This window comes from Marivirga lumbricoides (assembly GCF_014636295.1).
GTDB classification, from domain to species: Bacteria; Bacteroidota; Bacteroidia; order Cytophagales; family Cyclobacteriaceae; genus Marivirga; species Marivirga lumbricoides.
This window is the reverse complement of record NZ_BMEC01000004.1, coordinates 348445-363801: the sequence shown is the minus strand read 5'-3', so window position 1 is coordinate 363801 and position 15357 is coordinate 348445. Positions and strand designations below refer to the sequence as shown.

At 36.5% G+C, this 15357-nt stretch carries 15 protein-coding genes; 3 read left to right on the top strand and 12 right to left on the bottom strand.

Going from position 1 to position 15357, the window contains the following annotated elements; genetic code table 11:
* Positions 1 to 46: 46 nt before the first annotated feature.
* On the bottom strand, positions 47 to 625 hold the full coding sequence (locus tag IEV85_RS08430) for a YqgE/AlgH family protein (protein WP_188462211.1): 579 nt from the start codon (positions 623 to 625) through the stop codon (positions 47 to 49).
* Positions 626 to 1210 (bottom strand): MiaE family protein, encoded by a 585-nt coding sequence (locus tag IEV85_RS08425; protein ID WP_188462208.1) that lies wholly within the window; start codon positions 1208 to 1210, stop codon positions 626 to 628.
* A gap of 186 nt (positions 1211 to 1396) precedes the next feature.
* Between IEV85_RS08425 and pdxH the strand changes: the two genes are divergently transcribed.
* Entirely contained in the window at positions 1397 to 2038 is a 642-nt protein-coding gene (pdxH, locus tag IEV85_RS08420) for a pyridoxamine 5'-phosphate oxidase (protein WP_188462207.1), read from the top strand.
* Positions 2011 to 3267 carry a glycosyltransferase gene (locus IEV85_RS08415; protein ID WP_188462204.1) on the top strand — a complete coding sequence of 419 codons (1257 nt, stop codon included), beginning with the start codon at positions 2011 to 2013 and terminating at the stop codon, positions 3265 to 3267. Before pdxH ends, IEV85_RS08415 begins: the two co-directional genes overlap by 28 nt.
* A gap of 11 nt (positions 3268 to 3278) precedes the next feature.
* Here IEV85_RS08415 and bshB1 read toward each other — a convergent pair whose 3' ends face one another.
* The 6 genes from bshB1 to IEV85_RS08385 all read right to left on the bottom strand — a co-directional run bounded on the left by bshB1 (position 3279) and on the right by IEV85_RS08385 (position 10591).
* A complete protein-coding gene (bshB1, locus tag IEV85_RS08410; RefSeq protein ID WP_188462202.1) occupies positions 3279 to 3998 on the bottom strand; it encodes a bacillithiol biosynthesis deacetylase BshB1 in 720 nt (239 codons plus the stop codon).
* Between the two features lie 116 nt (positions 3999 to 4114).
* On the bottom strand, positions 4115 to 5089 hold the full coding sequence (trxB, locus tag IEV85_RS08405; RefSeq protein WP_188462200.1) for a thioredoxin-disulfide reductase: 975 nt from the start codon (positions 5087 to 5089) through the stop codon (positions 4115 to 4117).
* A 118-nt stretch (positions 5090 to 5207) separates the two neighbouring features.
* Complete coding sequence (locus IEV85_RS08400; protein ID WP_188462198.1) at positions 5208 to 6071, bottom strand: sigma-70 family RNA polymerase sigma factor; 864 nt, start codon at positions 6069 to 6071, stop codon at positions 5208 to 5210.
* 112 nt (positions 6072 to 6183) lie between these two features.
* Positions 6184 to 8322, bottom strand: coding sequence for a polyribonucleotide nucleotidyltransferase (pnp, locus tag IEV85_RS08395; protein ID WP_188462196.1), 2139 nt, complete (start codon positions 8320 to 8322; stop codon positions 6184 to 6186).
* A 148-nt stretch (positions 8323 to 8470) separates the two neighbouring features.
* Positions 8471 to 8746 carry a 30S ribosomal protein S15 gene (gene rpsO, locus IEV85_RS08390; protein ID WP_188462194.1) on the bottom strand — a complete coding sequence of 92 codons (276 nt, stop codon included), beginning with the start codon at positions 8744 to 8746 and terminating at the stop codon, positions 8471 to 8473.
* A 132-nt stretch (positions 8747 to 8878) separates the two neighbouring features.
* The gene (locus tag IEV85_RS08385; RefSeq protein WP_188462192.1) at positions 8879 to 10591 is read right to left on the bottom strand and encodes an LptF/LptG family permease; all 1713 of its coding nucleotides are present in this window, start codon (positions 10589 to 10591) and stop codon (positions 8879 to 8881) included.
* Positions 10592 to 10861: 270 nt separating this feature from the next.
* Between IEV85_RS08385 and IEV85_RS08380 the strand changes: the two genes are divergently transcribed.
* Positions 10862 to 11545: an NUDIX hydrolase gene (locus tag IEV85_RS08380; protein WP_188462190.1), complete on the top strand. Its 684-nt coding sequence runs from the start codon at positions 10862 to 10864 to the stop codon at positions 11543 to 11545.
* 68 nt (positions 11546 to 11613) lie between these two features.
* Here the strand turns inward: IEV85_RS08380 and xylA are convergent, their stop codons facing one another.
* The 4 genes from xylA to IEV85_RS25140 form a co-directional block, all read right to left on the bottom strand.
* The gene (xylA, locus tag IEV85_RS08375; protein WP_188462188.1) at positions 11614 to 12942 is read right to left on the bottom strand and encodes a xylose isomerase; all 1329 of its coding nucleotides are present in this window, start codon (positions 12940 to 12942) and stop codon (positions 11614 to 11616) included.
* 11 nt (positions 12943 to 12953) lie between these two features.
* Positions 12954 to 14444, bottom strand: a complete 1491-nt coding sequence (locus tag IEV85_RS08370) for a xylulokinase (protein WP_188462186.1) — start codon at positions 14442 to 14444, stop codon at positions 12954 to 12956.
* A 368-nt stretch (positions 14445 to 14812) separates the two neighbouring features.
* Positions 14813 to 15193: a GIY-YIG nuclease family protein gene (locus tag IEV85_RS08365; protein WP_229712537.1), complete on the bottom strand. Its 381-nt coding sequence runs from the start codon at positions 15191 to 15193 to the stop codon at positions 14813 to 14815.
* Positions 15186 to 15302, bottom strand: coding sequence for a hypothetical protein (locus IEV85_RS25140; RefSeq protein WP_347295351.1), 117 nt, complete (start codon positions 15300 to 15302; stop codon positions 15186 to 15188). Before IEV85_RS25140 ends, IEV85_RS08365 begins: the two co-directional genes overlap by 8 nt.
* Positions 15303 to 15357 lie beyond the last annotated feature (55 nt).

Sequence of the window (15357 nt, the reverse complement as noted above, 5' to 3'; positions counted from 1 at the left end):
TTTATCGATTGATACAATATTAATTAAAAAATGTCAATTCTTTTAATCAATTCAGTTTAGGGTCGGAAGGATAGTTAGCATACACCTTAAATCTGCCCCCCATTTTCTCTAAAATATTTTTCCAAAGTTTTTCAGGTGCCGTATTAAATATATAGGATGGATGCACGCCACGCGCTACTATCCACGTATTTTGGTCTATTTCCTGCTGAAGCTGTTCCTCAGACCAACCACTATACCCTACAAAAAACCTGATTTTATCCTTATCAATTTCCCCATGCTGTACCAGCCACAGCAACTGATCAAAATCTCCACCCCAGTATAAATTATTCGCAATCTGCTGACCACTCTCCCTTAAAACAGGAATATTATGTATAAAATGAAGCGTGTTCTGCTGCACAGGACCTCCCACATATAAATTTGTATCAAAAGAATTAATCTCCTCAAGCACCTCATCCACCTTCAAAATAGACAACTTATTCAGTACAAAACCAAAGGAACCTTCTTCGTTATGTTCACACAATAGTATCACAGTCCTGTCAAAATTATGATCAGGAAGCAGAGGCTCTGAGAGTAACAGGTCCCCTTTCATTGGGTGATCAATATTTTTATATTCGAAAAACTCCATTCAATGAAGTGCTGGTTTTAAAGGTAATTTAGCTAAAATTTCGGCTTCTACCGAACTCATTTCATCAAGTCGGGTATAAACTGTTTCTTTATCAAAATAATTTAAAGCCATATCTATAAAAATTTCCCCATGCCTGGCTTCTGAAGCCCATAAACGGTGATAAAATTTCTTAATTTCTCCCTCAGGTAAGGCTTCGTAAACCATTTTAAACCTTTCGGCCCCTCTTGTTTCTACGATGGATGCCAGTAAAAGTCTATCTAAAAAGCGATCTTCTTTACCATTTCGGCAAATTTCCACTAATTGGCTAACATACTCATCCTTACCTATTTGATGAGGTAATTGAATACCTTTCTCTTCCATTAACTGGTAAACATCTCTAAAATGTTCCAGTTCTTCAACTGCAGTTTCTATCAGTTCCGGAATAATTTCCAATCTATCAGGAAACTTAGCTACAAAACTCATCGCCATGCTGGAAGCCTTTCTTTCACAGTTGGCATGGTCTTGCAAAAATGCATCAAAATCTGACATTACTGTATCAATCCACTCTTTACTACTCTTAGATTTTAGATCAATTCTTAACTTCATTACTTATAAAGAAATATTTATCCCTTAATTAACTTATATTATTTTGAAACAATATGAAACAATAATAATTTTAAATCCGGAAAGCGACCAGTATTTATCTAATTAATTGCAAAAAAATAATCCGAGCATGAATTTCATTATCTCTGCCGCTGGTAGCATGAAAGGTAATTTAAGAAACTATACCCAATGAAAAAAAATATCGCTGATTTACGTGAAGAATATACCAAAGCAAAACTGGAGGTAAACGAAGTCTCAAAAGACCCGGTAGATCAGTTTATGACGTGGTTCGATCATGCCATTAACTCTGATATTATGGAACCCAACGCAATGAATCTGGCCACTATTTACAATGAAAAGGTTTATTCCCGGATTGTACTTTTGAAAGGTGTGGAAGAAGGGGCTTTTCTCTTTTATACCAATTACAGTAGTGATAAAGGAAGGCAAATTGAACATAATTCCAATGTAGCACTTAACTTCTTCTGGCCTGAATTGGAAAGGCAGGTTCGCATAGAAGGCAAAGCAACAAAAGTTTCTTCAGAAGTAAGTGATAGCTACTTTAAAAGCAGACCCAGAGGTAGCCAGATTGGTGCCTGGGTATCACCACAGAGCCAAAAAATTGAGGCGAGAGAGGTTTTGGAAAAGAAGTTATCTGAAGTAGAATTGAAGTTTGCAGAAAAAGAAGTAGAGCGCCCACCACACTGGGGTGGCTATGCGGTGAAACCGGAACGAATAGAGTTCTGGCAGGGAAGATCAAGCAGGTTGCACGACAGGCTAAGCTATACTAAAGAAGAAAATGGTAATTGGACTATAGAAAGATTAGCCCCTTGAGTCATTCTACCTATTTTGAGCGGTATGCATATCCCGAACGCTTTATCAGGGAACCAATGGCTCCAAACACATTTCTATCGGTAGTTATACCTGTTTATAACGAAGAGAATCTATTAAAAACCTTGCAATCTCTGGATGCTTGTGTAGCCCCTCAGTTTCCTGTGGAAGTAATCCTGGTGGTTAATTTCCCGGAAGAAGATTCCGAAGATGTTATAAAAACCAGCTTCAAAACACTTAATGAAATTGAAAGTTTTAAAAAAACTCAAAAGTCGCCTTTTCTAACTATCCGTAGTATTGAAGCATTTAGTTTAGCCAAAAAGCAAGCTGGTGTGGGACTAGCCAGAAAAATAGGCATGGATGAAGCAACTTATCGCTTCAGCAAAGCTAATATAGATGGTGTAATTGTATGTTTTGATGCTGATAGTGAATGTGATAAGAATTACTTAATAACTATTGAAAACTATTTTTTAACACATGCAGATTGCACTGCAGCATCCATTCATTTTGAACATCCCCTTTATGAAAATGAGAAGCTAAATGAACCGATTATATTGTATGAATTGCATCTTCGCTACTATGTACAGGCGCTAAAGCATGCTGAATATCCTTATGCATTTCATACAATAGGTTCCAGCATGGCAGTAAAATCATCTATTTATCAAAAGCAAGGTGGTATGAATACCAGAAAAGCAGGTGAGGATTTTTATTTTCTTCATAAGGTGATTCCACTGGGAAACTACCGAAACATCACTTCCACCAAAGTGATTCCTTCAGCGCGAAAATCAGACAGAGTACCTTTTGGTACAGGAAGGGCTATGAAAAATTATGAAGAGGACGAATCAGCCCTATTGTATTCTTACAATTTTAAAATATTTGAAGAACTTAAATTGTTTATAAATTTGGTAGAAACTGAAGAGTTTCCTCAAAATTGTAACTTCAAAATTTTACAGTTTTTAAAAGACAATGATTTTGAAGAGAGTATTGAAAGAATAAAAACTCAGGCAAAAAACAAAAAGCACTTCAAAGAGCGCTTTTTTCAATGGTTTAATGGATTCAGGGCTTTAAAATTTGTACATTATTTCAGAGATGCCTACTACCCGAATATTTTACTGGTTGAAGCTACCTCTATTCTATTCTCGAATATAAAGGATCTCACAGCTTTTTCTTTAGAACACTCAGCCCACCAGCAATTATTGCATTTGCGCGCCTATGAGAAAGAAAATCCCTAAAGCCTTCTAAATTAAAGTAGTCCTTTCAGGTTTTTCACACCTATATATTTATCTACTGTATAACCCTCAGCATACTTCACTCCTATTATCTGACCAAATTCCATGGCACGTGCTTCAATCATTTTCATAAAGCCCGGACTTGATATGTAGGTATCCGGTTCCTCACTATCAGGGTTATAAAACTGAGATTTAAAAGCTTTTATAGCGTTCATCTTTTTCTCCCAATGATCACTTACATCTACCAACAGATCGGGCTTAAGAGGAAGGCTTTGAATATAATGCAATACTACCTGAGGTCTCCAGGGCTCCTGTAATTTACCATCATCCCCGTAAGTCTCTACTTTTTTGAGCCCTGCAATAAAAATTGCGTTCATAGCCAATTCAGAAGCTCTGGCATGATCAGGATGACGATCACTTACTGCGTTTGCCAATAAAGTATCCGGGCGGTACTGCCTGATTTTCTTTACCAACTCCAATTGATGCTTTTTATCATTTTGAAAAAAACCATCCTCAAATTGAAGATTGTCTCTTACTGAAAGTCCTAATATTTCTGCACTTTTACGGGCTTCTTCCCTTCTGATTTCCGGTGTACCTCTTGTTCCCATTTCACCTTCTGTAAAATCCACTACACCTACCTTATCTCCTAAAGCTACATGTAAAGCAAGAGTTCCTGCACAAGCAAGATCTGTATCGTCAGGGTGGGCCGCGAGGGCCAATATATCTAGTTTCATAATTTAATTCGAATACTTATGGCTTTGTGCAGGCATTATATTAACCTACATCCGCCTGAAATAAAAAAAGTATGAACACACTATATTCATACTTTCATTTTTTTTAGATTAATATGCTATTTAGCCTGGTGAGCCACTTCACTGGCTTCAGATTCTTCACTTTCTTTCTCAGCGAGAAACCTTTCTGCATCTAATGCAGCCATACAGCCTGTTCCCGCAGCAGTAACTGCTTGTCTGTAAATGAAATCCTGGGCATCACCGGAAGCAAAAACTCCTTCGATATTAGTTTTAGCACTTCCCGGCACTGTTAAAATATAACCCGCTTCATTTAGATTAAGGTAGTCTTTGAAAATGTCAGTGTTCGGTTTGTGGCCAATTGCCACAAAGAAGCCTGTAGCAGAAATATCAGTTTTTTCACCTGTTACATTATTAAATACCCGCACTCCTTCTACCTGGTCTTTACCTAAAACTTCCTCTGTTTCAGTATTCCACAGCACTTCAATATTTGGAGTATTTAATACACGCTTCTGCATAATTTGAGAAGCACGCATTTCTTCTCTTCTTACTAAAATAGTCACCTTTTTGCAAAGCTTGGACAAATAAGTTGCTTCTTCAGCAGCAGTATCACCTGCTCCTACTACAACCACTTCCTGACCCTTGTAGAAGAAACCATCGCAAACCGCACAGGCAGAAACACCCATACCGTTTAATCGTTGTTCTGATTCCAAACCAAGCCATTTAGCAGAAGCACCTGTAGAAATAATTACTGCATTTGCAGTGATTTGATGTTTCTCATCTATTACCACCTTGTGAGGGTAGCCGCTAAAATCCACAGAAGTAGCTAATCCAAATCTTATTTCTGTTCCAAATCTTTCGGCCTGTTTCTGAAAATCAACCATCATTTGTGGTCCGTTGATCCCATCAGGATAACCCGGATAATTTTCAACATCATTGGTAATGGTTAACTGCCCACCAGGCTGTCCACCTTGATATAAAACTGGCTTTAGTCCTGCTCTGGCAGCATAAATTGCTGCAGTATAACCCGCAGGGCCAGAACCTATAATTAGAACATTTACTTTCTCTTCAGTCATTTCAATAAAATTTTACTATTCAATCTTACGAGAATATATTTTTAGCGATGTAAAATATAGTGCAAAAATAAAAAAAGGTCTTCTAAAAGACCTTTTTTATTCAGAAAAATAAATTTTCTTATCCTAAATAAGGCTTTAATGCCTTACTACGTGATGTATGACGTAATCTACGGATCGCTTTTTCTTTAATTTGTCTTACCCTTTCTCTTGTCAGGTTAAATTTCTCTCCAATTTCCTCAAGGGTCATAGAGTGTTCACCATTTAAACCAAAATAAAGTGTAATTACATCTGCCTCCCTCTGAGTCAAAGTAGATAAGGCTCTTTGCACCTCTCTTCTTAATGAATCATTCATTAATTCATCATCAGGGGACTCTTCGCCATCATTTTCAAGCACATCTAACAAGCTGTTTTCTTCACCTTGTACAAATGGTGCATCCATTGATACGTGACGGCCTGAGATCTTCATTGTATCAACTACCTCATTAGCAGTTACTTCCAAAACCTCAGCTAACTCATCCGGAGATGGTTCTCTTTCAAACTTTTGCTCCAAAGCAGAGAAGGTTTTTGAAATCTTATTTAAAGATCCTACCCTGTTCAATGGAAGGCGAACAATTCTGGATTGCTCGGCCAATGCTTGCAATATGGACTGTCTGATCCACCATACTGCATAAGAAATGAATTTAAAACCTCTTGTTTCATCAAAGCGTTGTGCTGCTTTAATCAGTCCTAAGTTTCCTTCATTAATCAAGTCTCCCAAGGATAAACCTTGATTCTGGTATTGCTTGGCTACTGAAACAACGAAACGAAGATTGGCTTTTGTTAATTTTTCAAGTGCAAGCTGGTCACCTTGTTTAATACGAACGGCTAGATCTACCTCTTCATCAGGTGTTAACAAATCTACCTTGCCGATTTCCTGTAAGTACTTATCAAGAGATTGACTCTCCCGATTGGTAATCTGCTTGCTAATCTTGAGCTGTCTCATTAATTATTATTAGGTTTAACTTTAAAATGCCTTATTAACACAACAAAGAAACTACATAGTTCCTTTGCTTAAATCAAAAATCAGGGATTTTTTGAATTATTTTCTAAAAATCCTATTCAGCTTTTTCAGGTTTAGGTAATAATACCTTTCTTGACAACCTTAATTTACCGGTTTTTTTATCAATGTCAATTAATTTAACCTTGATTTCTTCACCTATTTCTAATACACCTTCAAGAGATTCTACTTTTTCCCATTTAATCTCAGAAATATGAAGAAGACCATCTTTACCCGGCATAATTTCAACAAAGGCACCATATGGCTGAATAGCTTTCACTTTACCATCGTAAACTTCACCCACTTCAGGTTTAGCTACAATGCCTTTTATCCATGACACTGCTTTATCTAAAGATTCTTTATTAACGGCAAAAACATTGATTTTACCACCTTTTTCAGTCTCTTCGATTACTACAGTAGCACCAGTAGTTTTTTGGATTTCCTGAACCACTTTTCCTCCAGGACCAATTACTGCGCCAATCATCTCTCTTTCTATCTCAATATTAACAACTCTTGGTGCAGTTGGTTTATAATCTTCTCTAGGAGCAGAAATAACTTTCAACATTTCATTTCTGATGTGATCTCTACCAGCTTTTGCCTGGTTCAATGCTTCCATCATTAATTCTGAAGAAAGTCCATCTACTTTTATATCCATTTGGCAAGCAGTAATCCCCTTCTCGGTACCAGTAACTTTAAAGTCCATGTCACCAATATGATCTTCGTCTCCCAAAATATCTGAAAGAATAGCATACTTTCCTGTTTTAGGATCAGAAATTAAGCCCATTGCAATACCTGAAACAGGTGCTTTAATAGGAATACCTGCATCCATTAAGGCTAAAATACCTGCGCAAACAGTAGCCATTGAAGAAGAACCATTAGATTCAAGAATATCAGAAACTACTCTTATAGTATAAGGTAATTCTTCAGGAGTAGGTAACACCTGTTTGATAGCTCTCATAGCTAAATTTCCATGACCAACTTCTCTTCTACCCGGACCTCTGTTAGGTTTAGCTTCTCCTGTTGAAAAGCCGGGGAAGTTATAATGCAAGATGAACTTATTGAAACCTGCGTGCATGGCTCCGTCAATCATTTGCTCATCTAACTTAGTTCCTAAAGTTACTGTAGTTAATGATTGCGTCTCACCTCTTGTAAAAACAGCAGATCCGTGAGCAGAAGGCAAATAATCTACTTCACCCCAAATAGGACGAATTTCATCCAATGCTCTTCCGTCAAGTCTTTTACGTGTTTCAAGCGTGGCATTTCTGATTGCCTTTTTCTGCGCTGCTTTAAAATATTTTTTGGCTAAGCCAGTATTTACTTCGTGCTCTTCTGGTAATGCATCAAAGTAGGCATCTGATACTTCTTTGAAAAGCTTTGCTCTCTCATGCTTATCTGCTAAGCCATTAGAAGCAATTTTGTAAAACTGATCGTAGTATTTATCTGTAATTTCCTTTTCTAAAACTGTGTCATCTTCCTCTTCATGAGAGTACTCTCTCTTCTCCTTCAGGCCAAATTCCTGCGCTAACTCAATTTGTGCCTGACACTGTATTTTTATTGCTTCATGAGCGAAGTTGATGGCTTCCACCATTTCTCCCTCTGAAATTTCTTTCATTTCGCCTTCTACCATCATGATGTTGTCAGCAGTAGCTGCAATGATCATATCTATATCAGAAATTTTCATCTGATCCTTGGTAGGGTTAATAATCATTTTACCGTCTATTCTTCCTACTCTAACTTCAGAGATAGGTCCTGCAAAAGGAATATCTGATACTGCAATCGCTGCCGAAGCCGCCAATGCCGCCAAAGAATCAGGCAAAGCATCTTCATCCGCAGAGAATAACTGAATAAACATTTGTGTATCAGCGTGGTAATCATCAGGGAATAGAGGTCTTAATGCTCTGTCAACCAGTCTGCTGACCAATACTTCATGGTCAGAAAGTTTTCCTTCTCTTTTAAGGAATCCTCCTGGAATTTTACCTGCAGAAGCAAATTTCTCCTGATAATCAACTGACAATGGCAGGAAATCTACTCCTTCCTTTGCTTCTTTATTAGAAACAACAGTTGCTAAAAGCATGGTATTACCCATTCTTACTTCTACTGCTCCATCTGCTTGTTTTGCTAATTTTCCCGTTTGAATAGAGACTTCGCGTCCGTCAGGAAGGTTGAATTTTTTAATTGTTGCTTGTGGTATAGCCATAAGTTTTCTTTACTGTTTTCTCGTCCTATTGTGTGTAATAAATTGTTTGCCGCATTTGCTATACACGTCCTGTAAAAAAGATGTGGTATTTAGAATGGGAATAATAGAAAAAGGGAACCGAAAGATTCCCTTTTTAATTAATCTTAAATTATTTTCTAATATTAAGTTCAGCGATAATTGATCTGTATCTCTCAATTTCCCTGTTTTGAAGAAAATCTAATAATCTTCTTCTCTTACCTACTAATTTCAAAAGACCTTTTCTTGAAGAGTGATCTTTCTTGTTGATTTTCAAGTGCTGGGTCAAATGATTGATTCGGTAAGTGAAAAGCGCGATTTGTGATTCTGCTGAACCAGTATCGCTTTCTGCTTTTGACCGACCATGATTTTTGAACAGCTCTTGTTTCTTCTCTGTGCTTAAATACATAGTTAGCTTATTATATAATTTTACTTTATTAAAAGAGGTGCAAATATAGAAACATTATTTTGTAAAATAAAATCTGTTACCCAAATAATAAATTACTCTATTCTTTAGAGACACCCTGATTAAAGTCCCTTTTTAACTTTTGCTCCTGGTAAAAAAGGCTTTTACTTTTTCAAAAAACACCAGATAATTATCCACTTCAAATAATCTGGAGTCATTTCTGGCTTGTCTCAGAAAAAATAAGCCAAAAGGAAACAACAGCAGGTTGGAGGACCATACTGCCATAAAATTACTTATATCACCCTGACGCCCTAGTTTAATACCTGTTGTATTTATTACATAAGATATAATAAAGAACAGAATAGATAATAGAACCGGAAAACCTAATCCACCCTTCTTGATAATAGCACCTAATGGCGCTCCTATTAAAAACATTACTATGCAGGCCACAGCATCAGATAGTTTTTTATTGGCTTCAATAGAATATACATTAATCTCAAAATCTCTGGCATCAATACGCTGGTTCTCTCCTTTCAGTCTGTTTTTAGCAAACCTTGGCTTATCCAGCAGATTAATTTTACCTCCCCTATTTATAGCAGCAAATGCACTATCAGCTTTTGCAATAATAGCAGAATCATATTCCTGAATTTCAGCAACTTCTGTTATCTTTTTTATAGGTTTTAGCTTTTTATCTGGTAGAGAAGTATTTTCTTTTTTCAACTTTTCAACTTTCTGATCACCTTCATCAGTTACTTTCTGCTTAGCTTTTTCAGCAATTACCCTGTTAACAGACGATTTGGAAGAATCAATTGTCAGATTTTTCTCAGGTTTTAAACCTACGGGTGCCGGCCCTCTTTCTTCCCCTTCATTTAAAGTATCCTGTTTTGCTTTAAGCGCCTCCCATTCCTTTACTGATTCAGGCTTAATATCATCTACATTTGAAAGGTGGAGATTAAAAAATCTTGGAGTGTAGAGGTATAAATTCCTTTTTGATTCCAGGATATCTCTTTTCATAGAATCCACATCATTACGTAGTTGCAACTCATTTAGCATGAGACGATTAGATGAAAAGAGTTCTTTGTCTGTTCTCTCCATTTCGAAAGAAGCTAAACTGAAAACCACTTTATTGTGTTGAAATTCGTTTCTAACAAAGGTGGCAGCCTTCTGAGGTCGGCCTGTAGTGGTAGTATTTTCCTCTTCTGTATAACTTCTTCCATCAAAAAGCTCCATTACAAGGTATTTATCACCTAAAATGGTATACATCAAAGCAGAATCAGCCAAAATGATTTCGTTATTTCCTTTTCCTTTGGAATGATTATATATGATCAAATCACCTAATGATTTGTCATCATCATATTTCTTATTAGCTTTTATACTATAACCAGGTATCCCCCCGTAAAAAGCCCCTTCTTTAATATCTATTGAAGGTTTCTTTTGTTTTATATCATATAACAGGCTGTAAGCATTAAGGTTAGCTTTTGGTACTATAAAGTTATTGGAATAATAAACTACAGCTGTTAATAAAACTACAAATATAAAAAGAGGCCGCATGGCACGAATAAGAGAAATGCCAGCACTTTTAATAGCTGTGAGTTCAAAATGTTCCCCCAGGTTACCAAAGGTCATTAATGAAGAAAGTAATACCGCCAAAGGAAAAGCGATAGGAGTCATATTAATGCTGAAGTAAGAAATAAGTTCTGCAAAAACATTAAAGCCCAAATCCTTGCCTACAAAGTCATCGAAATACTTCAGCATGTATTGGGTAAGCAGGATAAAAACCACTACAAAAAAAGTGATCAGAAAGGGACCAATAAAAGATCTTAAAATTAATTTATCTAATTTTTTCATTCAGCTGATTATACTTCTACTAAAAATGTTCTTTCACTTTGCAAAATTGAAATCATCTGCAAATTAAACAAGAATTATGCTAAACTTATCAGAACTTGTGAAGTGATCAGAAAAAGAGGAAAAAAAATTGAATAATGCTTTTCGATTAATTTTCTATCATTCACTCTTTCTTATCATATTTATTTCTACATAAAATTTCTAAAAACCATTTTTGGGTATAAATTATGAGGTATCTTGTATCTTTAAGCCTTAAGTAAGAAAAGTAGATTAATGGAGTTTTCCAATGAGATAATAAAACCTTTATCAATAGATTGTATTGTTGCAGGATTTAATTCAAACCTGAATATACTTCTGGTAAAGCACGCAAGTGGAATTAGTAAAGGAAAATGGGCTTTACCTGGTGGCTGGATTAAATATAATGAAAGTCTGGATGCTGCAGCAGGAAGAATTTTAAAGGCGCTAACCGGTCTTTCTGATATTTATTTAAAACAATTAAGAGCATTTGGAGAGGTAGACAGGTTTCCGAACAAACGTGTAATTACTGTAGCCTATTCGGCACTTATTAAATATGAGGAGTACGAAATAATACCCGGATTTACTGCTTCAGATGCCAAATGGTTTGCTCTAAAGGATGTTCCGGAAATGCCTTATGACCATAATTGCATTTTACATGAATTTATGGAGGACTTAAGGCTAAAAGTAAAAAGAGAACCGATTGGTTTTCAGCTCCTGCCTGAAAAATTCACATTACTCCAACTTCAGGAGTTATATGAATCGATCTTAGGGGTGACGCTTGATAAACCTAACTTCAGAAGAAAAATCAGAAAAATGAATCTTTTGGTTGATTGTAAAGAGAAACAGGAAGGTTTGGCCCATCGTTCTCCCAAATTGTATCGGTTTGATGTAGAGGTATATGAAAAACTGAAAGAGAAAGGCTTCAATTTTGAATTTTAAAGTGATATAAAAAAAAGCTGAATCGGATATAGTTTCCCTAATCCGATTCAGTTTTTACTTATCAAAAATTAAATACAGTTATTAATTATATTCTCTAATAGTTCCTGCTTGCCACTTATTGCCGGAATTTCTTTCACAGACTCAGCATACTTTTTAAGATCTGCCAATGAAAGCTTACCATTTTCAAAATCCTTGCCTTCTGCTTTGTCAAAAGTAGCATATCTGTCAGTTCTGATTTTCTTATAGTCTGTGCTTTGCAATACCTTATCTGCAATCAATAACGAACGTGCAAAAACGTCCATTCCACCGATATGTGCATAGAAAAGATCCTGAAAATCAGTAGAGTTCCTACGTAACTTCGCATCAAAATTAACTCCACCGCCAGCTAAGCCGCCTGCTTCCAGTATAATTAACATGGCTTCTGCAACTTCAAGTAGGTTATTAGGGAATTGATCTGTATCCCATCCGTTTTGGTAGTCTCCACGGTTGGCATCTATACTACCTAATAAACCTGCATCGGCAGCTACCTGTAATTCATGTTGGAAAGTGTGACCTGCTAAAGTGGCATGATTAACCTCTAAGTTTAATTTAAAATCTTTATCTAATCCATTAGCCTGTAAAAAGCCTGTTACTGTTGCAGCATCAAAATCATACTGATGTTTTGTAGGCTCAGCAGGTTTTGGCTCTATGAAGAAATTACCTTTAAAGCCCTGTGATCTGGCATAATCTTTAGCAGCATGAAGGAAAGTAGCCAAATGGTCCAACTCTCTTTTCATATTAGTATTAAGAAGAGACATATAACCTTCACGGCCACCCCAGAAAACATAATTTTCTCCATCCAGAGCAATTGTTGCATCCAAAGCATTTTTAACCTGAGCACCAGCGTGGGCAACCACTCTAAAATCAGGATTAGTTGCTGCTCCATTCATATATCTTGGATGTGAAAATAAGTTGGCAGTACCCCACAGTAATTTAACACCTGAAGCAGCCATTTTTTCTTTAGCATATGAAGTAATTGTTTGAAGTCTTTTTTCTGACTCAGCAATTGTACCGGCTTCTTCAATCAGGTCGAAATCATGAAAACAGAAATACGGCAAATTCATCTTAGTGAAGAATTCAAAAGCAGCATCCATTTTTGCTTTCGCTCTGCTTTCTGCGTCTTTCTGAGTCTCCCAGGGGAAAACATTAGTTGCCGCTCCAAAGGGATCTCCCCCACCGTTTCCGAATGAATGCCAATAAGCACAAGCAAATTTGAAATGCTCTTTCATTGTTTTGCCAGCCACTTTTTTGTCAGCATCATAATATTTAAAAGCGAAAGGATTGTCTGAGTCTTTTCCTTCAAACTTTATTTGGTCAATACCTTTAAAGTATTCTTCTTTACCTTTTATAATATTCATTTTTCTAGTATTTAATTATTTAACAAAATTTCTAAATGATTTTTCCAGTTATTGTAAGCTATTGTATATTGATCTGTTAGTTCCTTTACGGGCGATAACTTCTTTACAAGTTTTAAACCTTCAAAGGTTTCTTTTTTACTTTTATATATGTCAGCTCCTAAAGCAGCCCCTCGGGCAGCTCCCTCGGCTCCATTTGTTTCATATAACTCAAGTTCAGCACCTATTGTATTAACAAATGCTTCCTGGAATACAGGGCTTAAAAACATATTTGCCAATCCTGCCTTCACCACCTTGCTATCTGCACCCATTTCTGAAATCACCTCAAAGCCATACTTCAGGGCGTAAACTATTCCTTCCTGAGCAGCACGAAATAAGTGGCTGTCAGTATGCCTGTTAAAATCCAAATTATGAAAAGATGCATTCAGAATTTTGTTTTCCAGCACACGCTCCCCACCATTGCCAAAAGGGAATATTTGCACACCTTCGGCTCCCACAGGAACTGTAGCAGCTTGTTTATTCATTTCTTCATAGTTCAAGCTATTTTGGGTCATATACCTTTTAAGCCAGCTATTTAAAATACCTGTTCCATTCACACATAAAAGTATTCCATACCTTTTTTCCTGTTCATCATTATTAATATGAAGGAAAGTATTTACTCTGGATTTGGAATCTTTCAGCGTTTTATCCGTAACTGAATAAATCACCCCTGAGGTACCTGCCGTTGCAGCAACTTCACCAGGCTCTGTTACATTTAAGGAAAACGCATTGTTAGGCTGATCACCAGACCGGTAGGATACCGGAATTTGAGGTGTAAGCCCAAGCTCCTCCGCCATAATATTTGAAACAGCGCACTGAATACCAAATGAAGGTTTTACAGAGGACAGTAAGTTTTTATCAATTTCATAATACTCAAGCAATTCCTGAGACACTGAATGTGATTCAAAATCCCAAAAAACACCTTCTGATAGACCTGATGCAGTAGTTGTACACTCTCCGGATAGCTTTAAAGCAAAAAAATCTCCAGGAAGCATAATCTTATAGATGCTTTTATACACTTCAGGCTCATTTTCTCTAATCCAGCGAAGCTTAGAAGCCGTAAAATTACCTGGTGAATTCAATAAATGTTGCTGGCAGAAGGTTTCTCCTAAAGCTTTGTTAGCCTTATCACCTATAGAAATAGCGCGACTATCACACCAAATAATAGCTGGTCGTACTGGCTTTAAATCTTTATCTACCGTTACTAACCCATGCATTTGGTAAGAGATTCCCACACATGAAATTTGTTTACTATCGATACCAGATGTTTTGATTAACTGAGCAAATGCTTTTAAAAAGCAATCCCACCACATTTCCGGATCTTGTTCTGCCCAGTTTTTAAATGGAGAAGAAATCATCAACTCCTGCTCAGGGTATGTGGCGGTTCCTGCCGAAGCTCCCTTTTCTATATCAAGTAAGGAAACCTTAATGGAAGAGCTTCCTAAATCTATGCCTAATGAGTACATAATCTAATGTTTTATATTAACTCTTAAATTTCAATTGAAACTTTATTAACTTCTTCAGAAGCTGTGTTCCTTTTAATTATTTCATGTGGAAACGTTTGCTAAAACGAGTCAAAAAAATAACTGAAAGAAGATGTTTTTTCAATTGATAAAATAAAATTACATACTTATAGTCATTTTCACCATAAGTAAAGCAAATTTATTTTTAAAGTAGCTAATATTCCTGGGTGCTAGATTAAAATGTTAGGCAAATATCTACACACTGGTTGAATGAAAGATTTTAAAAAGTAAATGATAAATGAAAACGATGAGCAGATTTAAATTACCCTTTGGGTGCTGACGGATATGAATCCTGAGCTATTCTACAAAGTCTAGGCATACTTTTCCGATATAACTTGCCAGATAAATGCTCTCCCCCTGGCTGACTTTAACGCTTTCTCTCGTTTCAGTGCTGCTCTTTTATCAATATAACTTTCAGTATATAATACATCCCAAGGACGATACCTTGTGGTATATCCCTTTTTTGAATACACATTATGGCTCGCAAGGCGATTGGATAGATCTGAAGTATAGCCAATATATATCTTCTTAAAAGTTGGGCTATATAGAACATATACGGTAAACATGGCAAAAAAAAAGCACCCAATTAGGGTGCTTGAGTAGCGAGAAGCAGATTTGAACTGCCGTCCGCAAAATGGCGGATATGAATCCTGCGCTCTAACCAACTGAGCTATTCTACAAAGTCTAGGCATACTTTTCTGATATAAGTTGCCAGATAAATACTCTTCCCCTGGCTGACTTTAACGCTTTCTCTCGTTTCAGTGCTGCTCTTTTATCAATATAACTTTCAGTATATAACACCTCCCAAGGACGATACCTTGTGGTATATCCCTTTTTTGAATACACATTATGGCTC